The sequence below is a fragment of the Plantibacter sp. genome, assembly GCF_059073635.1.
Genome location: NZ_JCACOF010000008.1, coordinates 533,899 through 559,166, shown reverse-complemented (window position 1 = coordinate 559,166; position 25,268 = coordinate 533,899). Strand labels below are relative to the sequence as shown.

General features: G+C 70.3%; 25 protein-coding genes and 7 pseudogenes. 14 read left to right on the top strand and 18 right to left on the bottom strand.

Features of this window, described 5'->3' with window-relative positions; all coding sequences use genetic code 11:
• Positions 1-83: 83 nt before the first annotated feature.
• Both AC5JOC_RS09970 and AC5JOC_RS09965 read left to right on the top strand, forming a co-directional pair.
• A complete protein-coding gene (locus tag AC5JOC_RS09970; RefSeq protein ID WP_285041356.1) occupies positions 84-380 on the top strand; it encodes a hypothetical protein in 297 nt (98 codons plus the stop codon).
• Positions 381-390: 10 nt separating this feature from the next.
• The gene (locus AC5JOC_RS09965) at positions 391-831 is read left to right on the top strand and encodes a hypothetical protein (RefSeq protein ID WP_494246353.1); all 441 of its coding nucleotides are present in this window, start codon (positions 391-393) and stop codon (positions 829-831) included.
• Positions 832-901: 70 nt separating this feature from the next.
• Here AC5JOC_RS09965 and AC5JOC_RS09960 read toward each other — a convergent pair whose 3' ends face one another.
• The gene (locus AC5JOC_RS09960) at positions 902-1,528 is read right to left on the bottom strand and encodes a TetR/AcrR family transcriptional regulator (protein WP_494246352.1); all 627 of its coding nucleotides are present in this window, start codon (positions 1,526-1,528) and stop codon (positions 902-904) included.
• A 108-nt stretch (positions 1,529-1,636) separates the two neighbouring features.
• Between AC5JOC_RS09960 and AC5JOC_RS09955 the strand changes: the two genes are divergently transcribed.
• Positions 1,637-2,560 carry a PfkB family carbohydrate kinase gene (locus AC5JOC_RS09955; RefSeq protein ID WP_494246351.1) on the top strand — a complete coding sequence of 308 codons (924 nt, stop codon included), beginning with the start codon at positions 1,637-1,639 and terminating at the stop codon, positions 2,558-2,560.
• Positions 2,561-2,577: 17 nt separating this feature from the next.
• Here the strand turns inward: AC5JOC_RS09955 and AC5JOC_RS09950 are convergent.
• The 10 genes and pseudogenes from AC5JOC_RS09950 to AC5JOC_RS09905 all read right to left on the bottom strand — a co-directional run bounded on the left by AC5JOC_RS09950 (position 2,578) and on the right by AC5JOC_RS09905 (position 11,396).
• Positions 2,578-3,183: pseudogene (locus AC5JOC_RS09950) on the bottom strand (glycoside hydrolase family 172 protein).
• 64 nt (positions 3,184-3,247) lie between these two features.
• Positions 3,248-3,493: pseudogene (locus AC5JOC_RS09945) on the bottom strand (hypothetical protein); the annotation flags it as partial.
• Positions 3,490-3,687 (bottom strand): hypothetical protein, encoded by a 198-nt coding sequence (locus tag AC5JOC_RS09940; protein WP_494246350.1) that lies wholly within the window; start codon positions 3,685-3,687, stop codon positions 3,490-3,492. The gene AC5JOC_RS09940 and the pseudogene AC5JOC_RS09945, both read right to left, overlap by 4 nt.
• Before the next feature lie 23 nt (positions 3,688-3,710).
• Positions 3,711-4,569: pseudogene (locus tag AC5JOC_RS09935) on the bottom strand (carbohydrate ABC transporter permease).
• The gene (locus AC5JOC_RS09930) at positions 4,566-5,423 is read right to left on the bottom strand and encodes a carbohydrate ABC transporter permease (RefSeq protein WP_494246370.1); all 858 of its coding nucleotides are present in this window, start codon (positions 5,421-5,423) and stop codon (positions 4,566-4,568) included. The pseudogene AC5JOC_RS09935 and the gene AC5JOC_RS09930 overlap by 4 nt, the downstream one beginning before the upstream one ends.
• A gap of 209 nt (positions 5,424-5,632) precedes the next feature.
• Positions 5,633-6,967, bottom strand: coding sequence for an ABC transporter substrate-binding protein (locus AC5JOC_RS09925; RefSeq protein ID WP_494246349.1), 1,335 nt, complete (start codon positions 6,965-6,967; stop codon positions 5,633-5,635).
• Positions 6,968-7,123: 156 nt separating this feature from the next.
• Entirely contained in the window at positions 7,124-8,155 is a 1,032-nt protein-coding gene (locus AC5JOC_RS09920; protein ID WP_494246348.1) for a LacI family DNA-binding transcriptional regulator, read from the bottom strand.
• A gap of 145 nt (positions 8,156-8,300) precedes the next feature.
• Positions 8,301-8,390 carry a CstA-like transporter-associated (seleno)protein gene (locus AC5JOC_RS09915; protein WP_494246369.1) on the bottom strand — a complete coding sequence of 30 codons (90 nt, stop codon included), beginning with the start codon at positions 8,388-8,390 and terminating at the stop codon, positions 8,301-8,303.
• A 103-nt stretch (positions 8,391-8,493) separates the two neighbouring features.
• Positions 8,494-10,815 carry a carbon starvation CstA family protein gene (locus AC5JOC_RS09910; RefSeq protein ID WP_494246347.1) on the bottom strand — a complete coding sequence of 774 codons (2,322 nt, stop codon included), beginning with the start codon at positions 10,813-10,815 and terminating at the stop codon, positions 8,494-8,496.
• A gap of 77 nt (positions 10,816-10,892) precedes the next feature.
• The gene (locus AC5JOC_RS09905) at positions 10,893-11,396 is read right to left on the bottom strand and encodes a substrate-binding domain-containing protein (protein ID WP_494246346.1); all 504 of its coding nucleotides are present in this window, start codon (positions 11,394-11,396) and stop codon (positions 10,893-10,895) included.
• Here AC5JOC_RS09905 and AC5JOC_RS09900 point away from each other — a divergent pair.
• Entirely contained in the window at positions 11,387-11,677 is a 291-nt protein-coding gene (locus tag AC5JOC_RS09900; RefSeq protein WP_494246345.1) for a hypothetical protein, read from the top strand. The genes AC5JOC_RS09905 and AC5JOC_RS09900 overlap by 10 nt on opposite strands.
• A 128-nt stretch (positions 11,678-11,805) precedes the next feature.
• Here the strand turns inward: AC5JOC_RS09900 and AC5JOC_RS09895 are convergent.
• A pseudogene (locus tag AC5JOC_RS09895) lies at positions 11,806-11,901 on the bottom strand (LacI family DNA-binding transcriptional regulator); the annotation flags it as partial.
• Between the two features lie 110 nt (positions 11,902-12,011).
• Between AC5JOC_RS09895 and AC5JOC_RS09890 the strand changes: the two are divergent.
• The 5 genes from AC5JOC_RS09890 to AC5JOC_RS09870 all read left to right on the top strand — a co-directional run bounded on the left by AC5JOC_RS09890 (position 12,012) and on the right by AC5JOC_RS09870 (position 16,034).
• Positions 12,012-13,058, top strand: a complete 1,047-nt coding sequence (locus AC5JOC_RS09890) for an alpha/beta hydrolase (RefSeq protein WP_494246344.1) — start codon at positions 12,012-12,014, stop codon at positions 13,056-13,058.
• Positions 13,055-14,071 (top strand): alpha/beta hydrolase, encoded by a 1,017-nt coding sequence (locus tag AC5JOC_RS09885; protein ID WP_494246343.1) that lies wholly within the window; start codon positions 13,055-13,057, stop codon positions 14,069-14,071. Before AC5JOC_RS09890 ends, AC5JOC_RS09885 begins: the two co-directional genes overlap by 4 nt.
• The gene (locus tag AC5JOC_RS09880) at positions 14,071-14,481 is read left to right on the top strand and encodes a hypothetical protein (protein ID WP_494246342.1); all 411 of its coding nucleotides are present in this window, start codon (positions 14,071-14,073) and stop codon (positions 14,479-14,481) included. The genes AC5JOC_RS09885 and AC5JOC_RS09880 overlap by 1 nt, the downstream gene beginning before the upstream one ends.
• Positions 14,426-15,400, top strand: a complete 975-nt coding sequence (locus tag AC5JOC_RS09875) for an MFS transporter (RefSeq protein ID WP_494246341.1) — start codon at positions 14,426-14,428, stop codon at positions 15,398-15,400. The genes AC5JOC_RS09880 and AC5JOC_RS09875 overlap by 56 nt, the downstream gene beginning before the upstream one ends.
• Before the next feature lie 127 nt (positions 15,401-15,527).
• Positions 15,528-16,034, top strand: coding sequence for a hypothetical protein (locus tag AC5JOC_RS09870; RefSeq protein WP_229939262.1), 507 nt, complete (start codon positions 15,528-15,530; stop codon positions 16,032-16,034).
• A gap of 33 nt (positions 16,035-16,067) precedes the next feature.
• Here AC5JOC_RS09870 and AC5JOC_RS09865 read toward each other — a convergent pair whose 3' ends face one another.
• From AC5JOC_RS09865 to AC5JOC_RS09855, 3 genes are read right to left on the bottom strand one after another with little or no spacing between them, the layout of a single operon-like run.
• The gene (locus tag AC5JOC_RS09865; RefSeq protein WP_494246340.1) at positions 16,068-17,294 is read right to left on the bottom strand and encodes a rhamnosyltransferase WsaF family glycosyltransferase; all 1,227 of its coding nucleotides are present in this window, start codon (positions 17,292-17,294) and stop codon (positions 16,068-16,070) included.
• A complete protein-coding gene (gene rffA, locus AC5JOC_RS09860) occupies positions 17,291-18,514 on the bottom strand; it encodes a dTDP-4-amino-4,6-dideoxygalactose transaminase (protein WP_494246339.1) in 1,224 nt (407 codons plus the stop codon). Before rffA ends, AC5JOC_RS09865 begins: the two co-directional genes overlap by 4 nt.
• Positions 18,514-18,666, bottom strand: a complete 153-nt coding sequence (locus AC5JOC_RS09855; protein WP_192004258.1) for a hypothetical protein — start codon at positions 18,664-18,666, stop codon at positions 18,514-18,516. The genes rffA and AC5JOC_RS09855 overlap by 1 nt, the downstream gene beginning before the upstream one ends.
• A 231-nt stretch (positions 18,667-18,897) precedes the next feature.
• Here AC5JOC_RS09855 and AC5JOC_RS09850 point away from each other — a divergent pair.
• From AC5JOC_RS09850 to AC5JOC_RS09840, 3 genes and pseudogenes are all read left to right on the top strand, one after another.
• Positions 18,898-19,170, top strand: a pseudogene (locus AC5JOC_RS09850) (response regulator); the annotation flags it as partial.
• A gap of 199 nt (positions 19,171-19,369) precedes the next feature.
• Positions 19,370-19,453, top strand: a pseudogene (locus AC5JOC_RS09845) (LuxR C-terminal-related transcriptional regulator); the annotation flags it as partial.
• Between the two features lie 280 nt (positions 19,454-19,733).
• Entirely contained in the window at positions 19,734-20,663 is a 930-nt protein-coding gene (locus AC5JOC_RS09840) for a sensor histidine kinase (RefSeq protein WP_494246338.1), read from the top strand.
• Positions 20,664-20,666: 3 nt separating this feature from the next.
• On the opposite strand, the gene AC5JOC_RS09835 is transcribed toward AC5JOC_RS09840, so the two are convergent.
• From AC5JOC_RS09835 to AC5JOC_RS09825, 3 genes and pseudogenes are all read right to left on the bottom strand, one after another.
• Complete coding sequence (locus tag AC5JOC_RS09835; RefSeq protein WP_192004255.1) at positions 20,667-20,993, bottom strand: NIPSNAP family protein; 327 nt, start codon at positions 20,991-20,993, stop codon at positions 20,667-20,669.
• Between the two features lie 798 nt (positions 20,994-21,791).
• Positions 21,792-22,640 (bottom strand): histidinol dehydrogenase, encoded by an 849-nt coding sequence (gene hisD, locus AC5JOC_RS09830; protein ID WP_494246337.1) that lies wholly within the window; start codon positions 22,638-22,640, stop codon positions 21,792-21,794.
• Positions 22,641-22,671: 31 nt separating this feature from the next.
• Positions 22,672-22,989: pseudogene (locus AC5JOC_RS09825) on the bottom strand (histidinol dehydrogenase); the annotation flags it as partial.
• Positions 22,990-23,990: 1,001 nt separating this feature from the next.
• Here AC5JOC_RS09825 and AC5JOC_RS09820 point away from each other — a divergent pair.
• On the top strand, positions 23,991-24,671 hold the full coding sequence (locus AC5JOC_RS09820) for a hypothetical protein (RefSeq protein WP_494246336.1): 681 nt from the start codon (positions 23,991-23,993) through the stop codon (positions 24,669-24,671).
• Positions 24,664-25,257: a hypothetical protein gene (locus AC5JOC_RS09815; protein ID WP_494246335.1), complete on the top strand. Its 594-nt coding sequence runs from the start codon at positions 24,664-24,666 to the stop codon at positions 25,255-25,257. Before AC5JOC_RS09820 ends, AC5JOC_RS09815 begins: the two co-directional genes overlap by 8 nt.
• Positions 25,258-25,268: the final 11 nt, after the last annotated feature.

Here is a 25,268-nt window from a genome sequence, read left to right as displayed (position 1 = left end):
GTCTTGAGGTTTCAGCCTCGGCATCGACGCTACACGAGCCTCGTCGCTGGTCTGGTGACAGCGGTGTTCCGTAGGCTTGAGGGGTGAAGCTCATCGCCACCCTCCGCGACCGCGCGACCATCACCACGGAAGCCGCCGCACCCGATGTCGCGGGTCTGCGCGCCGCCGTCCTCGCCGCCACCCCGCCCGGGCACACACTCGCCGCGCTGCATGGCGGCGGACGCGTGAACGGCGACCTCGTCGGCACCGCCGTCTACCGGCCCGTCGCGACACGGACGATCGAGGCCGAGGGTCGTGACTACCCGAGCGCACGGAAGGCCATCGAGGCGCTCGTCCCCGAGGAGCAGGTCGTGCTCTTCGTCCACGCCGTCGACCAGTGAGAACGACGGCATGAGTGGCCACGCGTTCGCCATCGGGTCGATGGTGCGGTTCCAGGAGATCGTCTCGCCGCTCCCGCCGGCCGACACCCTGGCAGCCATGCTGTCGGCGCTGCAGGCGGACGGCTTCACCGTGTCACCCGAGTCGTTCGCGGCCGACGCCTGGAGCATCCGGTACGCCGTCATCGGCGACGACCGCGCATCGACCCTGAGCTCCTACGCCCTGGAACTCGTCCCGCTCCTGTCGCTCGTCGGGGTGCGTCGGCCCTATGCACGCTGCGCCGCGCCCGTCGCCGTCCGGGCGACGGAGCACGGTTCCGTCCTCCACACGACGACGGTCTGGGGGTTCCGGGCGACGGCGGTACGGTCGGCCTCGTCGCACAACGGGTCGCGGCCGCCGCCGAGCGGGCTGCCCAGCTGGTGGGCGGGACCCGCAACGCGTCCGTCTCGATGATCGACCGGTCGGTCCCGATCGACGGCAAGCGGTTCGAACGGCTCACCGGCTGGAAACGGCGGGCGCGCTCCTAGCCCGCTGGATCAGACCAGATCACGCCTGGACAGGCAGGATCGCACGGACCTGCGCGGCGATCTCCTCCACGATCTCGTCGACCGTCCGCGCCGCGTTCACCGTCGCCGCCATGCTCACGAACATGATCGCGGAGACGACGTGGGCGAGCGTACCGGCGACCTCGGCGAGCCGCCGCGGTCCACCAGGACTCGGCGATGAGCGCCTCGGTCTGCTGGGTGAGGTCGAGCGCCACGCGGTGGTGCGGTTCCTCGGGGTCGCCGAACACGATCTCCCGGAGGTAAGTGCGGCCGTTCTCGATCTGCTTGCGGTTGCACTCGACGACGGGCCGGATCACGGCGAGGACCCCGTCCGTCATCGTGCCGGCAGCTGCTGCGGCCTCTCGTCCCTCGGCGAGCGCGTCGGCGTAGGTCGAGTTCTGCACCATCAGCAGCAGCTCGCCCTTGGTCTTCGCGTAGAGGAAGAGCGTCCCGGTGCCGATGTCCGCGCGGTCGGCGATCTCCTGCGTCGTCACATCGTCGACGCCGCGCTCGGCGAACAGCTCGCCCGCCGCGGCGGTGATGCGCGCGAGCTTGTCGAGCTTGTTGCGTTCGCGTCGGCCGATCGTGCGGTCGTCGATGCTCATGGGGGTTCCTTCGGCATGGGGCGTGGTGGAGTTCCGGCCCCATTCTCCCAGGCGCGACGGCTCCCGAGGAGTGCTGCGGCACCGCGCTGCGGAGTACGGTGTTGGCCCATGGATGAGTCGGAGTTCGGCGCGGTGTCGTCGGTGGAGGTCGTCGTCGTCGGACAGATCGGGCGGGACGTCGTCCTTCGTATCGATCGACAGCCTGAGGCGGACGGCAGCGCCCCGGTCCAGGAACGGATGGAGGTCCTCGGTGGGAAGGGCGCCAATCAGGCGATCGGCCTGCGTCAACTCGGTGTCCGTGCCGGACTCGTCGCGGTCGCCGGTGCGGATGACGGCGAAGCACTGATCCGGCAGCTCGAGACCGACGGAGTGGCCGCCTCCGCTGTGATCCGACGGGGCTGCTCGGCGCTCCTCGTGGACATCGTCGACGGCGGTGGCATCCGCCGGCTCTATGAACACGTCCCGGAGGCCTCGCTCCTCACCGCCGACGATGTCCGGCGAGGGGCCGCCGCCGGCCTGCTCGACCACGCGGACACGATGTGCATCCAGCTGCAGCAGCCGGTCTCGGCGACGCTCGCCGCCGCAGAGCTCGCCCGCGAACGGTCCCTTCGGGTCGTGTTGGACGGTGCCGCCACGCAGCATGTGCGAGCCCTCCTGCACCTCGCGAACGTCGTCCGCGCGGATGCACCGGAGGCTGAGTTGCTCACCGGCCGGTCACTCGCCTCGGTCGACGCCGCGCGGGCCGCCGCGGAGGAGCTCCTCTCCGCCGGGCCCGACCTCGTCGTCCTCACCGTCGCCGGCCAGGGCGAGATGGTCGTGTGGCCGTCGGGCGCCGAGCTCATCCCCTTCCGCGACGCTCCGGTCGTCGACCGCACGGGCGCCGGCGACGCCTTCATCGCCGGCCTGGTCACCGGGCTGCGCGACGGCATCGGCCCCGCGGCCGCCGCCGACCTCGGCTCGCAGGCTGCTGCCCGCACGATCGGCCATCTCGGTGGGAGACCCGACCTCGGAGGTCTGGCAGCCGCACGATAGGTGGCCCGACGGCGCCGTCACCGCGGGACGCGAGCAGCCACGTCCGGCAGGGTCGGGAACGGGGTGTGCGGTTCGCTCTGATACCAGTAGGCGACTGAGCAGATGTCGTCTGACCGCTCGAACAATCCCCGGTCCCACGTGCCGATCTGCTGCACGGTGACCTTGAGCTCGCGCTCGAAGAAGATCGGGTCGGGCAGGTGCCACCGGTACACGCCGTGACGTCGGCGCCGTCGCGTGTGATCGAACTCCGGGGACGCCGCGGTCGCATCACTCGGTCGTGCCGCAGAACGGGTACCCGCAGTACGGGGCGCTGAACGGTGATCGGGCGGGGCTCCGGGTCACGGTCGGAGGGCGTCCTGGAACGCCCATGCGCCGCCTGCGTAGTCCTCGAGGCCCGTGCTGCACAGGGTCGGGAGGTCCGTGTCGCCGTCGAGGAAGAACTTCACCTCCCCCTCGCCCCACCAGAACCGTGACAGCGCCGCGACACCGATGTACGTGCCGAGATACCGGCCGCGTCCGGTGATCCCGTCCACGATCGTGTGGTCCTCGCCGAGCGCGGTCGACGCGTTGGACCGTCGCCACTGCGCATGGAAGTAGCGGGGTGTCCTCCGGGACCTCGTCACCCACGGTGTAGTCCACCTGGAAGAAGACGTGCTCGATGTCGACCGCGTGGTCGCTGTCGATCACGATGCGCGCCCTGCTCCGGAACGGCATGGGGATGTAGCTGTTCATCCCGCCCGTCGGTGCGACGACGATCGGCTCCGAGGTGACGAGCGCCCGCGCGGCGAACCCGTTGCAGAAGAAGTCACCGAGCGGCGCCTCGACCGACGGTTCGGTCTCGTCGTCCCAGTACATGCGCAACACGAGGTCGCGGAGGACGAACGGGCCGCCCTCGGTGCGGTCGGGGACGGTGATCCAGATGTGGCGGATCACGCCGGGGCCGGCGATGTCCGCCAGCTCCAGCCGGCCGCCGGCCGGTACGGGGCGCAGGCGCTCCCCTTGCGGCCGGGTCCGAGATCCGATGCGGTCGCGGCGCCGGCGCCCGGCGCTCCGGTCGGATTCTCGGCGTTGATGGACCGGGACTGGACACCGGCCGGAGCCTGCAGTTCGGTGATGGTGGGAAGCATGGTTCTCCTCGGGTTGGGGTGGGTCACTTGATCGAGCCGACGGTGACACCGCGGCTCAGCGTGCGTTGGAAGATGATGAAGAAGACGAGGGTGGGCAGCAGCGACAGCAGCGACCCGGCGTTCAGCGCCGTGATGTCGATGGAGTTCTGCCCCTGCAGGGTCGGCGAGCGCGATGGGCACGGTCTGCACCGACTGGTCCGAGAGCAGGATCAGCGGGATGTAGAACTCGTTCCAGGTCCAGACGAAGAAGAAGACCATCAGGACGGAGAGCGTCGGCCGCATGAGCGGGAACACCACCGACCAGAGGATCCGCCACCGACCGGCACCGTCGAGCGCGGCCGCTTCCAGCAACCCGGGCGGCAGGGTGGAGATCACACTCGCGAGCAGGTACGTGCCGAACGCGGCCTGCAGGACGGTGAACACGATGATGACGCTCCACACGGTGTTGAACGTCCCGGTCGCCTGCGCTCCATAGAAGAGCGGGTAGATGAGCGCCTCCTGCGGCAGCATGGTCGCGAGCAGGAAGACCGCGAGCAGCGCCGTGCTGCCCCTGACCTTGCCGATCCCGATCGCGTAGGCGCTCAGCAGGGAGATCCCCGCGGCGAGCACCGCGACGGAACCGGAGATCACGATGGAGTTCACGAGCGCCCGCGGGTAGTCGACACGCTGCAGGTAGGAGGTGAAGGAATCGAGGGTGAAGGCCGTCGGCCAGGCGAGCGGACCGTGAGCCGAATAGTCGGCTCCGGTCTTGAACGCGTTGAGGACGAGAAGGAGGAGCGGCGCGAGCATCACCGCCGCGACGACGATCGCGAGCGCGAGGATCACCCATCGGAGCGGTCTCGGCCGGCGCAGACGCGGCACGGTGGACGTCGGCGCGGTCATGAGCCTGCTCCGTCCGACGCGTCCCGACGCTGCAGCCAGAGCATGACGCCCGCCACCACGAAGATCACGATCGACATGGCCGTCGCGATGGCCGAGCCGTAGCCGACCTTCGAGAGCTCGAAGAAGTTGCGGTACGAGTAGTAGGAGGGCACGATCGTCGACCCCTCCGGGCCACCACCCGTGAGGATGAGCACCGGCGCGAACACCTTGAGGGCGCCGACGGTCGCGGTGATCACGACGACGAAGAGTTCCGGCCGGATCTGCGGGATCGTGATGGCGGAGAACCGCCGCCACCAGCCGGCCCCGTCGAGCGCGGCCGCCTCGTAGAGTTCCGGGTCGACGCGTTGGAGTGCGGCCATGAAGATGACCACGGGGTACCCGATCTGCAGCCAGATCAGCATGAGCATCACCGCGTAGATGGCGATGTCCGCGTTCCCCAGCCAGTCCGGAGGATCCGTGACGCCGATCGCCTCGATCACGCTGTTGAGCAGCCCGTTCTGCGTGGCGAGCACCCAGCTCCAGATGAACCCGGCCACGGCGATGGGCAGGATCTGCGGGAGGTAATAGGTGGCTCGGAGGAACGCAGCGGCCCGGGAACCGAACTCGCGGCCGATGTAGTCGAACAGCATCGCGGCGAGGAGGAGACCGAGCAGCGTCGGGATGACGACGATGCCGACGATCATGAACACGGTGTTCTTGAAGGCGAGCCAGAACTGCGCGTCGCCGAGCAGCTCGGCGTAGTTCCCGAGCCCGTTCCAGCGCATCGGCGAGAGCCCGCCCTTCCATCGGAAGAGACTGACGACGACGTTGACGGCGAAGGGCACGAGGACGATGGCGACGGTGCCGACGATCATCGGCGCCAGGTACCACCAGTAGCCCCGGTTGCTCGGACGTCGTCGGGTGGTGCGGTTCGCATGGAGCCGGTCGGGTGGGCGGACCGGCGCTGGGGTGGTGATGGTCATGGGGTGATCTCCTGGGGTCCAAGCAGCGGATGTCGTGGGAGTGGGGCTCGCCGTGCCGGGGTCGCGACGGACGCGACCCCGGCACGGCGACGGATCGTCGGTCAGCCCTCGTCGACGGCACGCTTGCCGTCGTCGTAGAACTCCTGGAGCTTCTTCGTGTACTCGGCGGCGGTCTCGTTGCCGTTCGACATCGCGGCCATGTTCGTCTGGATGAAGTCCAGGAAGCCCGGCACCGGGTAGTCGGGGTAGAAGGTCAGGGCGTCGTCGGCGACGAGTTGGTCGAATCGCTCCGTGTAGGCACGGGTGACCGGATCGGTGATCGTGGAGGAGTCACCGGCCAGCGGCAGGCCACCGTTCTCACCGATGAGGTTCTGGACCTCGGGGCTCAGGGTGATGTCGATCCAGTCGTAGGCGAGCTCCTTGTTCGCCGCCTTCGCCGGCACACCCCACAGGTGACCCGACGAGCCCATCGCCATGTCGGCGCCCGGCAGCGTGAAGTACCCCCAGTCGAACGACGACTGGTCCTTCACGCGGGAGAACGCACCACCGTTCCAGATGAGCATGCCGGTGGAGCCGCTCAGGAAGTTGACGATGGCCTGTTCGTAGGTCAGCCCGGCGAGGTCCTCACCGAGGTACCCCTGCTGGATCCAGTCCTCGAACTGGTCGACACCCTGCTTCCAGGGCCCCGTCGAGAAGTCGACGTCGCCCTGCAGGAACATGAAGTCGTCGATCTGCTGACGGTCGGCGTAGGCCGAGACGAGCGAGTACCAGACCCACATCTGGTTGAACCCCTGGTTGGTCGAGGCCGAGGAGGACACCGGGGTGATGCCGGCTGCCTGCAGCTTCGCCATGTCGGCGACGAACTCGTCCATCGTCGTCGGCTCGGCCGTGATGCCGGCCTGCGCGAACAGGTCCTTGTTGTAGTAGAGCGTGACGTACTCACCGATGTTGGGGATGCCGTACCAGTCGCCCGATCCGGCCTTGCCGGACTCGTCGTACTTGGCGAAGGACTGCATGCCTCCGGTGATCTTGTCGTCCCAGCCGTACTGCTCGACCTGTTCGGTCAGCGGCTGCAACAGCCCTTGGCTCGCGAGTTGCCCGCCGTCCGCGTTGCCCTTGTTGAACTCCACGACGTCGGGAACGGAGTTACCGCCGAGGACGAGCTTGGCGTTCTTGCGGACGGCGTCGAAGCTGGTCGTCTGGAAGTCGACCTTCACGTCGGGGTGGCGCTCCTGGAACAGCTCGACGGCTCGTGCCCAACCTTTGCCCTGAGCGGTGGTCGGGTCCTCGTACTGCAGGATCGTGAAGGTCTTGCCGGCGTCGCCGCCGTCGGCGCTGCAGGCGGCGAGACTGGTCGCGGTGATCGCGATCACGGCGGTCGTCGCGGCGAGACGGATCCAGGATCGGGGTCGTGCGGGGGTCGGGGATGGGGACATGGCGTTGCTCCTTTGCATCGGGTGTTGGGGTGGGATGGATGGGTGTGGGGAGGATCCACGGAGGATCCAGGCAGGATCAGGGCAGGCTCCCGCCAGCGCGGGGTGCCTCCGTCCTGGACGGATGCGCCACCCTGCGCGAGGTCGGCTGCCGCCGGGTCAGGTGGGAGGGGGTCCGATCGAGTGTCGGACGACGGGTGCGCAGGGCATCAGGCACCCTTCCCCTCCGACACCGTCCAACGTCCCGTCGAGTCGTTCGATCACCCGGTTCACCGCCCACTCGCCCATCTCGCGATGGGGAAGTTGCACGGTGGTCAATCCGGGATCGAGGGCATCGGCGACGAACTCCTGGTTGTCGAAGCCGGTGATGGACAGGTCGTGCGGGATGGCGAGGCCGAGCCGCCGGGCGACGTGGAAGAAGCCCATCGCCGTCTGGTCGCTGAACGCGAAGACCGCCGTCGGCCGATCGGGCCGATCGAGCAAGGTCTCGGCGGGCCCGATCGCGTGACGGGTCGCCGCGTCGTCGGCCACGACGGTGAGCGCCGGGTCCCGCTCGATACCGGCTTCCGCCAGCGCACGGGCGTACCCCTGCTCCCGCAGCCGAGAGGCGATCGGGTACGCGGCCACGTTGCAGAAGCCGATCCGACGGTGTCCCGCGTCGATCAGGAGCTTCGTCGAGGTGTACGCACCGCGCTCCTCGTCGGGCACCACGAAATCGACGGTGGCGTCGACCTCCCGCTCCGGTCGGCCGTCGAGGATGACGACGGGCAGCTTGGCGGGCACGAACGGCACGTCCACCAGTTGGTGGAAGTTGGTCGCGACGATGAGCGCCTCGATGTTCCGTTGGAGCAACGACTGCACGGCCGGTGTCTGCACCGCCTCGTTGCCGGAGGTGTCGATCAGCATGAGCATGAAGCCGGCGTCCCAGGCGGCCTGCTGGGCTCCGGCGAGCATCTGGCCGGAGAACGGCACGGTGGCGACCTGGTCCGACACGACGCCGATGGTCCGGCTCTGCTTCGTCTTCAGCGAGCGCGCGAGATGGTTGGGCACGTAGCCGAGTTCGTCGGCCACCGCCTGGATCCGGGCCGCCGTCTCAGCGTTCACCCGCCCCGGGCCGCGGCCGCTCAGGACGAGGGAGACGGCGGAGACGGAGACGCCGACGTGCAGCGCGACATCCTTCATCGTCAGCATCGCGCCTCCATCGGTCCGAGTGTCAATCGTTTGACTGCAAACGATTGACGTCACGGTATGAGCGTCAAACGCGTTGACGCAACGCTCTGTTATCCAACCGTGACATCTGCCTCTGGACCGGCTGTCGGCGGCACCCGTCGGGGGTTCAGCAGCAGCGCGAACCGGGCGTCCGGTCCTGCTCCGCGAAGCGCTCCCGCCAGAAGGTGCGCTCGTCCGGGACCGGCTGCGTCGGGATGGACGCGACGCTGGTGCTCCACGTAGGTGGCGTAGGCGGTGTCGCCCATCAGCGAGGTGACGAACCACCGCAGCGACGGCCCAGCCCCGCCGCAAGCCGGCCATCAGTGCCCCGACCGCGCGGGTCGCTTGTCGGCGTCCACGGTCGACCACTCGCGCTCGAGCGCCTTCTCCGCCTTCGTGGCGATGAGCCCCGACGGCGCGTACCGTCGCGACGGCAGCGCCGGATCCTCCGAACTCGGCCCGCCACCCGAGCGGAACGACCGCACGGTGTGGAGGATCGCGAAGAAGATGACGATGATCGCGAGGGTCACGAACAGGATCGAGAGCACCCCCTGCACCGTGGTGTTCCGCACGACCGCCTCCATCGCCGCCCGCGTCGGTGCATTGCCGAAGCTGTCCTCGCCCGCCGCGAGCGCCTCACGGAACGCCGCGTTCTGCGCCCAGTAGCCGACGGCCGGAACCGGCGAGAAGATCTTGAACATCGACGCGGTGATCGTCACCACGGCGGTGAAGGCCAGCGGGACGGCGACGATCCACAGCCAGCGGAAGTTCCCGCGTTTCGCCACGATCGCCATGCAGACGGCGAGCGCGATGGCGGCGAGCAGCTGGTTCGCGATGCCGAACAGCGGGAAGAGGGTGTTGATGCCGCCGAGCGGATCGGTGACGCCCATGATGAGGATCGCTCCCCACGCCGCCACCATGACCGCGGTGCAGATCCATGCTCCGACCCGCCAGTCCGGGTCGCGGAACTTCGGGATGATGTTGCCGAAGGTGTCCTGCAGCATGAAGCGCGCCACGCGCGTCCCGGCGTCGACCGCGGTGAGGATGAACAGCGCCTCGAACATGATCGCGAAGTGGTACCAGAACGACATGAGCGACGTGCCGCCGATGAGTTGCTGCATGATGTGCGCGAGGCCGAGGGCGAGCGTCGGCGCACCGCCGGTGCGGGAGACGATCGACTCCTCCCCCACGTTCGCCGCCGTCTGCGTGAGCACGTCGGGCGTGAGGTTCACTCCGGCGAGGCCGAGCGAGTTCACGAAGGCGACCGCGCCCTCGACGGTGCCGCCCGTGGCCGCTGCGGAGGAGTTCATCGCGAAGTAGATGCCGCGGTCGATCGACAGTGCCGCGACGAGGGCCATGATCGCGACGAACGACTCCATGAGCATGCCGCCGTATCCGATGAAGCGGGTCTGGCGCTCCTTCTCGATCAGCTTCGGCGTGGTGCCCGAGGCGATGAGCGCGTGGAAGCCGGAGAGGGCGCCGCACGCGATCGTGACGAAGAGGAACGGGAAGAGCGAGCCGCTCACGACCGGGCCGGCGTCGCCACCGGCGAACTCGCTGAACGCCGGCACCGTGATCTCCGGGCGGACGAGGACGATCGCGCCCGCGAGCATGACGATCGTGCCGATCTTCATGAACGTGGAGAGGTAGTCGCGTGGTGCGAGGAGCAGCCACACCGGCAGGATCGCGGCGACGAAGCCGTAGACGATGATCCCGACGGCGATGACCGTGCGGTCGAGGGTGAACGCCGCGGCGCCCCACTCGGTCTCGGCGACCCAGCCGCCGGCGACGATCGCGAACATGAGGAGGACGAAGCCGATGATCGAGATCTCGGTGATCTTGCCCGGCCGGATGAAGCGCAGGTACACGCCCATGAAGAGTGCGATCGGGATCGTCATGGAGACGCTGAAGACACCCCACGGGCTCTCGCCGAGCGCGTTGACGACCACGAGGGCGAGGATCGCGACGATGATGACCATGATCGCGAGCGTCGCGATGATCGCCGCCGTCCCGCCGATCACGCCGAGTTCGTCGCGCGCCATCTGGCCGAGGGAGCGGCCGCCGCGGCGCATCGAGAAGAAGAGGACGAGGTAGTCCTGCACGGCACCCGCCAGGATCACGCCGATGATGATCCAGATGGTGCCGGGCAGGTAGCCCATCTGTGCCGCGAGCACCGGGCCGACGAGTGGACCGGCTCCGGCGATCGCCGCGAAGTGGTGGCCGTACAGCACCCGGCGGTCGGTGGGGACGAAGTCCTTGCCGTTGGCGAGGTACTCGGCCGGGGTGGCCCGCCGGTCGTCGGGGCGCAGCAGCTTGCGTTCGATGAGCTTCGAGTAGAAGCGGTAGGCGATGAGGTAGGTGCAGACCGCCGCGAAGACGAACCAGATCGCGTTGACCGTCTCACCGCGGACGAGGGCGAGCATCGTCCAGGCGAGACCGCCGAGCAAGGCGATGGCGACCCACAGGATCACCTTCGCCGGGGTCCATCTCGGGGCGAGGTCGGCCTCGTCGACCGCCGTGGGCGGCAGCTCCGGATCCTGGACCAGGACGGGTTCCGCCTCCCCGCCACCCGCGGGCTGCAGCGCTCCGTCCCGCTTCGATCCTGCGCGTGCTCGGTCCTGTCGTCCGGCGTCGTTGCCCATGACGATTCCTCCCTCAACGGTGGTGTTCGTGCGTCGAGGCTAACAGCGTCGCGGCGGCGGGCGCTCGCGGGGTCGGGTCAGACGCGGAAGGTGGTGCCTCGGACGACCAGGTCGGGTGCGAGCTGGACCGATGAGACGCGGGCGTGCTCACCCGAGAGCCGACCGAGCAGGAGATCGAGCGCCGCGTACCCGGACTCCTCGAACGGCTGGCGGACCGTCGTGAGGTCGAGCGCCGACGCCAGCGGTCCGTCGTCGTAGCCGACGAGCGAGCGTCCCACGGGCAGGTGCGCGCCGGTGACGCGGAACGCCCGGTGCGCGGCGGCGGCCAGCTCGTCGTGGTTGGCGACCACGGCGGTCGCTTCCGGGTCGGCCCGGAACGCCCGCTCGAGCGCGGCACCGACGGCTTCGACGAGGTCTGTCGCGGCGACGTCGGCCACGGCCTCGGAGACGGAGAGCAGGTGACCGAGGCCGCGCGCCCGCAGCATGCCGGCCGACACGTACTCCTCGGAGCGTTGCGGTTCGTGGAGGAACACCACCCGTTCGTGACCGAGCTCCGACGAGATGTCGGGCGATGAGTTCACCACCCCGTTCGTCGTCGATGAGGACGGAGGGCAGCCCGAGCCGCCGCTGCGCGCCGTCCGGGACGTCGACGAGGACGACGGGCGGGCCGGGGAGCGCCTTCGACTCCAACGCGGCCGGTGACAGCGGCACGCCCATCACCACGATGCCGTCGATCCCCGCTCGCATGGGCAGCGCGTCGAGGACGGGACTGTCGCTCCCCGCCGCCGAGGGGAGGTCGTGCACGACGATCTCGACCGAGTCCATCGCGGCGCGCTCCATGATCCCCGACAGTCGCCGGTAGTAGGAGGCGTAACTCGAGAACGGCGCAGCGACGGCGATCCGCTGAGCACCGCTCGCGGCGGCACCACCGCGGTAACCGAGCTCCGTCGCTGCGGCGATGACCGATCGTCGCGTCGCCTCGTTCACCCGCTGCGGGTGGTTGATGGCCAGGGAGACGGTCGAGATGCTCACGCCGGCACGCTTGGCCACCGCGTAGATCGTCGCCTTCTGCGGTCGCTCGTCCATGGCGCACCTCCTCCGACGATCCTAGCTCGTAAAAAGTTCTTTGATCGAAGTTCTTCGATAGCGGATACTCGAACCGGACACGGCATCGATGCCGGGATCGGAGGAACACCATGGCTCGGAGCAAGCCCACCGTCGACGCGTTCGTCACGGCGATCACGGGGCGTCTGGCAGCGCTGCAGACGCCCGAGCCGAAGGATCCCGTCGGGCGGCGAGCACACGCGGCCGCCTTCGACCGGGTGTCCTCCGAGGCGCTCGGCACCGAGACCCTCGTGGCAGCGACCGAGGACCACACCGTCCACGTGCCCGGCCACCCGGACGCACGGCTCCGCGTCTACTGGCCCGACCAGCAGCGACTCCCCGCCCTGGCCGACGGTGCGTCCGGTGGCCGGCCCGTCCTCGTGTACTTCTTCGGCGGTGGCTTCACGATCGCCGGGATCGACTGGATCGGTTGGGACGCCGGGTTCCGTCGCCGCGCCAGGGAGGCCGGTGTCATCATCGTCGCCGGCGAGTACTCCTTGGCCCCGGAGGTCCGGTACCCCGCACAGCCGGAGCAGTGCTGGTCCGTGTTCGAGTGGGCGGCCGAGCACGCGCGTTCACTCGGCGGTGACCCCGACCGACTCGCGATCGGCGGTGCATCATCGGGCGGGAACCTCGCCGCCGCCGTGACCCTCATGAACCGGGACCGCGCCAAGCGGCCGATCCGGCTGCAGCTGCTCGAGGCTCCGGCGCTCGACCTGACGCGCGGACACCTCGACGCCCGCGGGATCACGCAGGTGCCGGGTGCCATCCTGCGTCGCCTCGCGCGCCAGCTCGTGCTCCAGTACCTGGGGCCGGACCGGGCGACGCAGCACGAACCGTACGCGTCGCCACTCCTCGCGACCGACCACCGGGATCTGCCACCGGCCGTCATCTACACGGCGGAGATGGACCCGCTCCGCGGAGACGGCGAGGCCTACGCCCGCGTGCTGAGCGAGGCCGGCGTGCCGGTGAGCTGCGTCCGGTACATCGGGCAGACGCACACCTCCGGCGGGCTGACCGGTCACGTCCCGGCCGCAGACCACCTGCACCGCGACGTCATCACGACCCTGCGGACGCTGCACGAGGAGCCGGTGAGCTACGGCGCGCCGCTCCGCGAGCCGGCGGAGGCCTCGCGGTGACGTCCGTGGAGGAGCTGCGGCTGGACCCGGGCATCCTCGCCTGGGCTGCGCGGATCGAGCAGCACGCGGAGCAGCTGCCGGCACTCCGCTCCTCGGACCTCGCCCTCCGTCGGCAGGCGGCGCGGCGGCTCTCCGACCTCCTGGCGGAGGAGTTCACCGAACCCGCGCCACCGTCGGTCGAGATCACCACGAGCTGGATCGACGGACCGGCCGGCCCGCTCGAGCTCCGCCGGTACCGCCCGGAAGGACTCCCGTCTCCGGCGCCGACCCAACTCGCGCTGCACGGCGGCGGCTTCACGTCCGGCACCGTCCACGAGCTCCTGAACGACCGACTGCTCGCCGCCCGGGCCTTCGCCGCCGGGATCCAGGTCGTCGCGCTCGGATACCGGCTCGCACCCGAGCACCCCTATCCGGCCGCCGTCGACGACACCATCCACGCCCTGCGGGTCCTGACCTCCGAAGCAGGCCCGAGCCGTTTCGACGTCGACCCGGGCCGCCTGGGCATCGCCGGCAACTCGGCGGGTGGCGGGATCGCGGCGAGCGCCGTCCTCCACCTGCGTGACTCGGGTGACCTCCCCCTCGTCCATCAGGCGCTCGAGGTCCCCGCGGTGTCGCTGACCCCGTCGGGCGACTCCGCCACACGGTACGCGCGCGGGTTCGGGCTGGACGACGCGGAGGCACTCGTGCCGCTCTACCTCGGCGGTCCGCGTGCGGCGGACGCCTACGCCTCCCCGCTCGAGGCCGACGACCTCTCGGACCTGCCGCCCACGCTGATCCAGGTCGCCGAGCACGACCCGCTCCGCGACGCGGGTCTGGCGTACGGACGCCGACTCGTGGAGGCGGGGGTCCCGACGGTGACGTGGATCGGGCGCGGCCACGTCCATGCGTCGGGTGGTCTCACGGCCGTCATGGCGGGCGCGAGGGAGTGGCAGGCGGTCCAGGCCACCGCGCTCCGTGAGGCCTACGGGACGAACCCGCTCGTGCCCGAACCGATCCAGCCGAGGAGACGATGATGTCAGCTCTCACCCCACCCACCGGTCCGTCCACGGGGCCCGCCGAGCCGGAGCCGCGCATCGGTGACGCCGTCCCCGTCGCGGCGGTCGATCCGGACGCCGTCCCCGGGTCACCGCAGGCGCGCGGCTTCCTGCCGCTGTTCGTCCTGGCCTGGTTCGGGGTCACGCTGGCGCTCGGCACCATCAGCGGGGCGTCGATCCCGAAGGCCCTCGCGTTCCTCGACGACGCGACGAAGGGGACGAACCTCTCGATCGTCGCGGCGGTCGGCGGCGTCGTCATCATGATCATCACGCCGCTGTTCGGCCGGCTGTCCGACCGTTCGCGTCTCGCGCTTCGGGATGCGGCGGCCGTGGATGCTCGGCGGAGCGGTCGTGGCGCTCGGCGGGGTCGCGATCCTGGCGACGGGTGACAGCCTCGCGGTGACGATCCTGGGGTGGAGCATCGTGCAGCTCGGCTTCGGTGCGACGAACATGGCGGTGCACGCGCTGCTCGCCGATCAGATCCCGGCGCGGATCCGGGCGCGTGTCGCAGCCGCCGCCAGCGTCTCGGGCGGGCTCGCCCTGATCGTCGGTGCGCAGATCGTCGCCGCCCTCCCCAATGACGCGCGGTGGACCTGGTTCGTCGTGCCGGGCCTGATCGGCGGCGTCCTGAGCACCGCGCTCGTGTTCGGGCTCCGGGACATCGTGCGGACGGTACCTGCTCCGCCGTTGCGCGTGGCCGACATCCTGTCCACGTACTGGCTGAACCCCGTGCGCTATCGCGACTTCTTCTGGGCGTGGGCCTGCCGCCTGCTCGTGACGATGTCGATCGTCTCGGTGTCGATCTACCTGTTGTTCTTCATCATCGACCAGTTGGGCATCCCGAAGGAGCAGGCGTCGGGTGTCCAGGCGAACGCGCTCATCATCTTCACGGTCGGGAACATCGTCATGACGGTCCTGTTCGGTTGGATCTCCGACCGGACCGGGCGACGCAAGCCGATCGTGCTCGTCTCCAGCCTCCTGAGCGCGGTCGGACTCGGGGTCGCGATCATCTCCCCCGACGTCACCGTGTTCCTCGTCGGCATCTTCATCGTCGGAGCGGCTCAGGGGGCCTACGTGTCCGTCGACATCGCCCTCATGACGGAGGTCTTGCCGTCGTTCGACGAGGCCGGCAAGGACCTCGGCATCGTCTCCCTCTCGTATCAGCTCCCACAGCTGCTCGTACCGATCGTCGCCGTCCCCCTGCTCGCGCTCGGTGGCGGGGAGAACTATCACGCGCTGTATGTCGCGGCGATCGTGTTCGCCGTCCTGGGCGGACTCGCCGTGCTGCCGATCAGGTCCGTGCGATGAGACCGGCACTTGCACGGTCAACGGATTGCAGGGGTTGGTTCCGGGGTGGTTTCCAGGTGAAGTCCACCCGGGGCGCAGGACCCGGAGTGACACTGGACCATACCCGACCTCTGACCACCGGATCCCCATGACCCTGCCGTTCCCAGCTTCGCCCGACGACACCCTGCAGCGGCGACCGCTCCGCGAGGCGCTCGCCGACGCCGTGCTGCAGGACTTCATCGACGACCTCCCGGTCCCCCTGCGACCGACCGACCTCGCGACCCGGCTCCTCTACCCGCGCTGGCAGGTGTACTCCGACATCCACGAGGGCAGACTCGTCGCCGAACGGGTCCGGAACAACAAACGGTTGTTGAAGATCGATGTCGAGCGGAACCGGGCGTGGATCGCTCGCGGGCTCGCCACCCGTCGGGCTCGCGCCGGGTCCGCCGTGGGCGAGGCGGGGCCCGAGTCGCCCGTCTCGGTCGTCATCGTGGATCCCGAGGCCCTCGCGCAGCTGAACACCCTCACGGCGACCGGCTTGAGCGTGCGGGAGGCGGTCGAGCTTGCACTCACCGCCCTCGGCTCGCGCGAAGCGGCCACCACCGCCACGGTGCCCGACATCGACTCGCGTGGCCGACAGGTGCGGGCGGGCTGACCGGTGCAGGCGGGCTGACGCGGCGGAGGCTCGTCAGATCGACGTGCGCATCGCGCGCTCGAACTGCGCCACGAACTGCGTGCCCGGGTCGGACCAGTCCGCGGCGGTGATCGACGCCGAGATCCGCTTGGCGTGCTCGACCGCGTCGGGCCGCTCGACGATGTCGACGAGGCGACGGGCGATGGCCGCGGGCGACAACGGGACGTACTCGATGTGCTCGCTGTCGAGGACCCCGGTCGTGTTCGGGCTGTCGTTGACGACGGGCACGACGCCGGAGGACATGATCTCGAGCGGCAGCAACGACATGTCGGTCAGCGAGAGGACGAGACCCGCGGCACACCGGTTGTAGACCGCGTTGAGCTCCGAGATGTCCATCGCCGACCGGTTGACGAACGGGAACCCGGTCTCGTATCCCGACATGTCCCAGCCGACGAGGTTGATCGTGATGTCGGGGCGCAGCCGGTGGAACTCGGTCAGGGCGAGCTCGCCGATCTCCCAGCCGCGTCGAGGTGTCGGCGGGCGGGCGTAGAACAGGATCTCGGTGCGGGGCGCGTCGTTCACGTGCGAGTAGTGCTGCTTGTCGACCGAGTAGTCGAAGTGGTCGCAGCTCATCCCGTACTCGTCCGCGACCTTCTGCGCGAGCCACGGCCCAGCGGAGAAGCCGTGGAACCCGAACCGGTAGGTGTTCTCCGCGAGCACGTACTCACTGCTGGCCGGGTAGAACCACGGTTCGAAGTCCTGCACGAAGGAGAACCGTTTGGCCGGCCCCTCGTAGCGGAACGCGGGGTAGGCCGTCTGCCAGTCGGAGGACACGACGACGTCCGCGCCCGGCGCGATGCCGGTCGTCGGGTCGTACCGGACGAGGTCGGCCTGCAGCTCCGGGTACGCGCTGCTCGCGGCCATCATCGCCCGGATCCCGGGGATGTCGACCGCGGGCTGGGCCGACGCCTGGTACAGGTAGATCGTGAGCCGGTGCCCGGCGCGCTCGAGGAACTCCATGAACCGGAAGGCGTTCTGGTGCCCGCCCGAGGTCCGGCTCGGCGGCGAGATCAACCACGCCACGTCGTAGGGGCGCTCCGGGAACTCGGCGGCGTTGAAGTTCCGCGGCACCGTCCAGTCCGCGGCGATGGCGTCGCTCGGGTACAGGTCCGTCGGCTTGCGCCGCATCGGGTTGAACCGTCCGTCGGCGAAGTGCGCGGCGCGCCAGAGCGTCGATCGGACGCCCTCGCCGCGGATGGCTCGGAGCCCCTGCCCGATCATGCCCATATGGAGTCCTGTCCCGTCGATGCCGTCGCTGCGAGTGCCGCAGGTGCTGCTGGTGCCGCTGGTGTCACGGGTCCGAACGCGCGGACCGCCGTGATGACCCGGTCCACCTCGTCGTCCGTCATGGCCGGCCACAACGGGAGCCGGACGAGACGCTCGGCGAACCGGACCGCGTGCTGCGGCTCGGTGACCACTCTGCCGTAGCGCCGGCCCGCCGCGCTCGAGTGCAGCGGCACGTAGTGGAAGGCCGCTCCGACACCGTGCGCCTGGAGGTGGCGCAGGAACTCCTGCTGCACCCCCGCATCCGGCAGCAGGAGGAAGAACAGGTGCGCGGCATGCACGCCACCGGGCGGGTCCATGAGCGTCGCGCCGCGATCGTGAGCCCACTCGGCGAGTTCGGCCGCATAGCGGTCCCAGATGCGATGCCGATGCCCCTGGATGACGTCGAAGTCGCGGAGCTGGGCGTCGAGGACGGCGGCGTTGAGCTCGCTCGGCAGGTAGCTCGACCCGAGGTCCGCCCAGCTGTACTTGTCGACCTGCCCGCGGAGGAACTGGGCCCGATCGGTCCCCTTCTCGCGCATGATCTCGGCGCGGAGCAGGACGGTCTCGTCGGAGATGAGCAGGGCGCCGCCCTCGCCGCAGTGCACGTTCTTCGTGTCGTGGAAGCTCTGGGCCGCCATCGCTCCGACCGTGCCGAGGCGGACACCGTCGCCGGCGACCCCGAGGCCGTGCGCGTTGTCCTCGAGCAGGTGCAGCCCGTGCTCGGCCGTGAGCTGCTGGAACGCCGGCACGTCCACCGGGACACCGCCGTAGTGCATGACCGAGATCGCCCGCGTGCGTGGTCCGATGGCGTCGGCGACGTGCTGCGGGTCCAGGTTGCCCGTCACCGGGTCGCTGTCGACGAAGACCGGCGTCGCTCCGGCGAGGACGACCGCGTTCGCCGCCGACGGGAAGGTGAAGGTCGGCAGGATGACCTCGTCGCCGGGACCGACGCCGATCAGGCGGGTCATCATCTCGAGCGCGTGGGTCCCCGAGGTGGTCAGGAGCACGTGCGGCGCGCCCGTGAGGTCCCTGAGGCGCTCGGATGCCGACGCGGTGAAGGCACCGTCGCCGTGGACGTGGTCTCCGGCGAGGACGCGTTCGAGCTGTTCGAGTTCACCGGCGGCGTGGAAGGGCTTCGACAGCGGGATCCGCTGCGCGAGGGAGACCTCGACCATCAACGACCACCGAGGGCCAGGGTCGTGACGAACGCGCCGGCCAGGACCAGCAACAGGATGACGCCGACGGTCGCGAGGATCCCGATACCGACCGTCGGCGCGTCGTCGACGCCGGTCCGGCGGCGCGCGCCACTCCCCTGTCGTGACCTCACGTGATGTCCCCCATGCGTGCTCCCCCATCGTCCGTCCGACGATCGTCGATCCCGGACGCGCCAGGTTCCGCTCCACGGGACCAGAGCGATTCAGTCTCCGCCTCGGCGCGGCGCGACCCGCATCCTGCTGCGGGCTATTCCACCCCCGCCACCTGGCGGGTTCCGCCTCCCGGCCGTCGCCGCGCCGGTTCCCGGGACTCGTAGGGTGAGAGTCGAGCTGAGGAGGACACCGTGATCGGAGTGGCCATCGTCGACGACGAGGCGTTGGTGCGGTCCGGATTCGAACTCATCCTGGGTGCCGTCGAGGACATCGAGGTCGTCGCCTCGGTCGACGGGATCGGCGCCGTGGAGGCGATCCGCTCGAGCCGTCCCGACGTCGTCCTCCTCGACGTCCGCATGCCCGGGCGCAACGGGCTCGACATCCTCGACGAACTGCAGACCTGGGACGACCCGCCCGTCGTCGCGATCCTCACCACCTTCGACTCCGACGACTACATCGCCCGCGCCCTCCGCAGCGGCGCCGCGGGGTTCCTCGTGAAGGACACGGACCCGGAGCAGCTCCCCATGCTGCTCCGATCCCTCTCCGCGGGCGGCATCGTGCTCTCCCCGCAGGTGTCCCGGACGCTCGTCGGCGGATTCGCCCGCACCGCCGACCGCGAGGCGGCGACGGCGACTGTCCGGGCTGACGGGCCGCGAACAGGACGTGCTCGCGGCGCTCCGGACCGGCGCGTCCAACACCGAGATCGGCGAGGCACTGCACCTCAGCCGCGCGACCGTGAAGGACCACGTGAGTGCCATCCTCGGCAAACTCGAGGTGACGACCCGACTCGAAGCCGCCATCATCGCCGAGCGTGCCGGGGTCCGCGGCGACGAGGCGGACCCCGCGGTGAAGCGGCGCTCCCGGCTCTGGTCGGTCCTCCTCGAACTCGCCCTCATCGCGGCGGCGGCCGTCGAGAGCCTGACGACGCTCGAGTGGGCGACGCCCTGGGAGTCCGGCCTGGCGATCGCCGCCGCCGTCGGCCTCGATCTTCCGGCGACGCTGGCCGTGGCTGTCGCTCCTCCTCGCCGTGCCGGCCTTCACCCTCAACCTCGCCACCCTGGCCGGGTTGGCGTCGCTCTTCTCCGTCGCGGTGCGGGAACGTCGACGCTGGCGGCTCGTCACGACGGGCGCCGTGGTCTTCGTCCTCGCCGCGGTGCCGTGGTGGGGGTGGACGTCGCCCAACTACACGATCCTGTCCATCGTGTACGCCGCACTCTACGCCGCGGCACCGATCGCCTTCGGTCTGCTCGTCCGCACCCGCCGCGAACTGTTCGACCGCATACACGACCTCGAACAGATCCGACGCAGCGAGCGGGCGCGCATCGCCTCCGACGTCCTCGTCGAGGAGCGCACGCGCATCGCCCGGGAGATGCACGACGTCGTCTCCCACCAGGTCAGTCTGATCGCCGTCCAGGCCGGCGCGATCCAGGTGCAGACCGAGGAACCCGGGACGAAGCGGATGGCGGTGACGATCCGTTCGCTCGCGTCGCGCACGCTCGACGAGCTGCGGGACATGGTGACGCTGCTGCGCGCGGAGACCGGTCATGCGCCGCTGGCCCCGCAACCGACGGTCGACGACCTCGACCGGTTGATCGCGGACAGCGGCATCGCCGTCACCTCCGCCATCGAGTTGCCGGACGGCCTCCCCGCACCCGTGCAGCGGGCGATCTACCGGACGGTGCAGGAGGGACTGACGAACGCGCGCAAGCATGCGCCGGGCGCCGCGGTCGACGTGCGCGCCGAAGCCTCCGCAGACGAGGTCACCGTGGTCATCCGGAACGCCCGCCCCGCGCGCGTCGTCGGACAGCTCGTGGTCGTCCGCGGGCCACGGGCTCGTCGGCTTGAGCGAACGCGCCGAACTCCTGAACGGGTCCCTCCTCACCGAGGACGCGCCGACCCGGTTCACCCTGACGTTCCGCGCGCCCTACTGACGCTCACCGTGGCTCAGGGTCACTGAGGCTCAGGGTCGGCGGTCCGCCTCGTCGCCGAAGAGCGGCGTCTGGAAGCGACGCTCGAAGCGCACGATGCAGCCGGTGCCCCGCACGAGCTCGTAGGCCTCGATGCACTCCGGGTCCGTCGCCGCGGCGATGCGGTACTGCTCGTACGCGGCGAGCGAGGGGAAGCTGAACAGCGCGAACGCCTCGTCGTTGTCGCCCTCCGCTGGGAGGAAGTAGCCGTGGTGGTCGCCACCGAGCCGGTTCACGAGGCGGATCCAGCGCCGCCCGTACTCGGTGAAGGTGTCGAGCTGCTCGGGGTCGATCTGGTAGCGGAGGTGGATGGTGATCATGGGTCCAGTCTGGCCGTCCGCACGACGAGCGCCGTCATAGGGGGCCGTCGGCGTCACCGGACACCTACGCTGGAAACCCGTCCCCACACCCCGGAAGGTGGTCGAGATGTCCTCGGAATACGACGACGCCGCCGCGAACGGGCTCGCCCGCGCCCTCCGCGTGCCGGCCTCTTCAGACCGGCTCCAGGCTGCGCTCGCCGCGGGCACCACCCCGAAGACCGCCTACATCGAGGTCCTCGTCGACCGCTGCGCCGTCGAGCCCGACTTCTTCGTGCGCGACATGCTCACCTGGGCACTCGTGCGGCACGACCCCGAGGTGACCGTTCCTCGCCTGATGGAGGAACTCGGGTCGGTCTTCCCACAGGCACGCAGCCAGGCGCTCCACACCCTCTCGAAGACCGGAGACCCCCGCACCTGGTCGGCCATCACCCTCGCACTGCTGGAGGACGAGGAGGATCAGGTCGCCCGAGCCGCCTGGCGCACCGCCGCAGGGGTCGTCCCGGAGCGGGAGGCGTCGGCGCTCGCCGAGCTGCTGGCGAGGCAGTTCGGCCGGGGCGACCGCGAGGTGCAGCTCAGCCTCACGCGTGCGTTCGCCACGATCGGCGAGCCCTCGATCGAACCCGTCGAGCAGACAGCCGCATCCGAGGCGGTCGAGCGCGAGGCCCGCGCGCACGCTCGCGCGACCGCCCGGATCCTCCACGACCCCGAACTGGACTTCGACGAGGCGATGCAGGAGGCCCAGCACGCGCTCCGCCAGGGACTGCGACTGCGCAGCGGAGGGGGCCGGCGCCGACCGCCTCAGCTGAGCCGGGCCGTGCGGAGCGTCGCCGTCGCGCTGTGCGCCGCCATCCCCTCCGAATCGGAGATGACCTGCACCGCGTCGGCGAGCTCGGGCGTCGCCGCCTCGGCGATCCGCTGGTAGGTGAGCGGCTTCAGGAACCGCGACACCGAGAGCCCGGCACTGTGCTTGGCGCCGCCGGCGGTCGGGAGCACGTGGTTCGTCCCCGCCATGCCCTTGTCCGAGTACGCCACGGTGCTCCACGCGCCGAGGAAGATCGACCCGTAGTTGAGCAACCGCTCGTGGTACCAGGCGTCGTCGGCCGTGATGACCTCGAGGTGCTCCGGGGCGAGGTCGTCCATGAGCGCCGCGGCGGTCTCGCGGTCGTCGGCCACGGTCACCGAGCCGTAGTCGCGCCAGGCGGGCCCGCAGATCGACTCGGTCGAGAGCGTCGGGAGCTGGCGTTCGACCTCGGCGATGACCGCGCGGCCGAGCTCCTCCGACGTCGTCACGAGCGCGGCCGGCGAGTTCGGTCCGTGCTCGGCCTGCCCGAGCAGGTCGGCGGCCACCAGGATCGGGTCCGCGGTCTCGTCCGCGAGGACGGCCACCTCGGACGGACCGGCGAGGAGGTCGATCGCGACCGTGCCGAACAGCTGCCGCTTGGCCTCGGCGACGAAGGCGTTGCCCGCACCGACGAGCATGTCGATCGGCAGCTCGCCGAGCAGACCGTAGGCCATCGCGGCGAGCGCCTGGACACCGCCGAGGACGAAGACGCGGTCGACACCGGACACGTGCGCGGCGTAGACGACGGCGTCGTTCGCGCCGCCGTTCGGGCTGCGGCGGGGTGCAGGCGATGACCGTCGGCACACCGGCCTGCTTGGCGACGCCGACCGTCATGAACGCGCTGGCGGTGAGCGGGAAGCGGCCGGCCGGGAGGTAGGCGCCCACGCGGGAGACGGGCACGTACTTCACGCCCGTGACGAGTCCGGGGACGAGCTCGGTCTCGAAGTCCTGCAGGTGGGAGCGCTGCTCCTGGGCGAAGGCCCGGGTGCGCTCGCCGCCGAGGTCGATGGCGGCGCGGAGGTCCGCGGGGAGGCGGTCGCCGCTGGTCGCGATCTGCTCGGGCGTCAGCTCGACGTCGCCGCCCTCGTACCGGTCGAGCCGTCGCGCGGCGTCGAGCACGGCGTCCATGCCGCGCCGCTCGATGTCGAGGAGCATCGCGGAGACGGTCTCGATGACGGCCGGGTCGCGCTGCGCCGGTGGAGCGTCGACGAGCGGGGTCTTGAGGTGACGGAAGGAGCCGTCGAGGGACTGGAGCACGGGAGGACTGAAACGCATGCTGCGAGCGTACGAACGCGGCGCGAGGGCGACAACGGGGGACGTGCCTGCGCGAGCCATCGGGTCATCCGATACGCCGGTTCGCGGAGCGACGCTCAGCGCCTCGGGGTGGTCGCGATCACCTGGTCGGGCTCCGCCGCCGCGAGCAGCGTGTGCTCGGCGAGCTCGGCGATCCGCGCGGTGGCCGGCGACAGCGGTCCACGGATTGTCGCGCGACGCCACGGGATTACACTCGACGACGTGACGGAACCGGACGGCGTGGGCGAACCCGACACCCGCATCCCGGATCCCGCGCCACGGCACACGCCACTGTGGACCGTCCTCTCCGCCTGGCTCCTGCGGGTCGAGCGATGGTTGCAGTCGCGTGGCGGCTCCCGCCTCCGCAGCGGGCTGCGCCAGCTCTGGGGGCTCGTCGCCATCGGCGGGATCATCCTCCTCGTCGGCCCGGTCATCAATCCGCCGCTCACTCTCGACGACCTCACCGACGAGGCATCCGACGTCACCGACACCTGGATCGCCCGCTCCTTCAGCCGCCGACTACCGCGTGACGACAGACGAGGACGGCCGGCTCGTCACCGATGTCGAGGAGCGCATCGACGCGTTCTTCCCGAAGGACCTCGACGACCACACCATCGAACGGGTGCTCGCGACCGAGTACCAGGGGCACGCCCTCGACCCGTCAGCGATCACGGTGACGTTGGACGGCGTGAAGCAGGACGTGACCCGGGAGCGGGCAGCGGTCTTCCTCCGGCTCGTCGTCGACCCCGGTGAGCAGCTCACGGGCGACCACGAGCTCGTCATCCGGTACCAGCTCTCCGATCTCGCCTACGTCGACTCCGGACCCCGCCACCGGGCAGCCCGTCGACCTGCTCCGGTGGGACGTGTTCGGCCCCGACCTGCAGCAGGCCGTGGCGAAACTCGACGTGCGGGTGACCATCCCACAGGAGCTCGACGACCGTCTCGTCCGGCAACCGCGCGGCTCCCTCGCATGGACCCTCGTGGGTGCCGGGCAGTGGCTGACCCCGGAGCCGGACGCCCCACCCGGCGAGGTGGCCTACGCGTTCACGAGCGACGACGCGGCCCCACCGCACGCGCAGGCGCGGTTCACCATGCCGTTCGAGGCCGGCTCGATCACGATGCCCCCGCAGTCCTGGATCTTCTGGGTGCAGACCTTCGGACCCGTCCTGCCGATGCTCGTCCTCGCTGCGACGCTCCTGCTGTCGTTCGCGGCCCGTGCGGTCGCGTGGGGTGACGCGCGTGGACGTCCGTGGTACCTCGCCCAGTCGGAACCGCCGGAGGGCATCTCGCCGCGCATCGCCGCGCACCTCCTCCGGTCGCCCGCGACGATGGAGCTCGCCGAACGACTCAAGGACGCCGCGGTGAGCGGCACGAAGCAGCAGGCCAAACGACAGGCGCGCCTCATCGCGGCGGCCGGTGCCGCCAAGCGGGCCGGCCGTCTGGGCGACCGACCCCGTGCCCTGCGTCGGTACCTCACCGGGCCGGAACGCGCCGGGCAGATCCAGCGCGGGCCTCCGCCGGGTGCCGAAGGGCTTCGTGCGTGACTGGTTCATCGCCGCACCGATCGCGCTGACCCTCCTCCAGTGGGGCATCGTCCGGCAGCTCTCCCATCAGACCGTGCTCGCGGTGGTGTGGTGGCCGCTCGCCTTCGTCGCCCTCTCGACCGTCTTCGCCGTCATCGTCCTCGCGATCGCCCTGACCGCCCGGCCGCTGACCCGCAAGGGTGCGCTCGTGAAGCAGCACCTCCTCGGCATCCGGGTGTTCGCCGAGCGGACGCAGCTGCTCGATCGCGCCAGCCTGCGCGACCGCCTCCTGCCCTACGCCGTGCTCGGCGCTCCGCCCCGGGCGACCGGCCGACGGGTGGCCGCGCTGATCGCCCCGGAGATCACCATGCCGGCGGCCGCGGCCGATCGCGCCTCGCGCGCCGACGGGATCGAGAGCGGGCTTCCTGACCGGACCGCGCATCGCCGTCCGGGTGCTCGCCGTGCTCCTCGTCGTCGGCGCGATCGTCGCGGTGAACGTCCTCCCGGCGCCGTCGCTGGAGTCCGAGACACCCCGTTCGCTACACGGGCGACATCCCCGGATCGACCCTCACGACGATCGCCACAGCCGACTTCGACGCGGAGCTGACGCGGACCGAC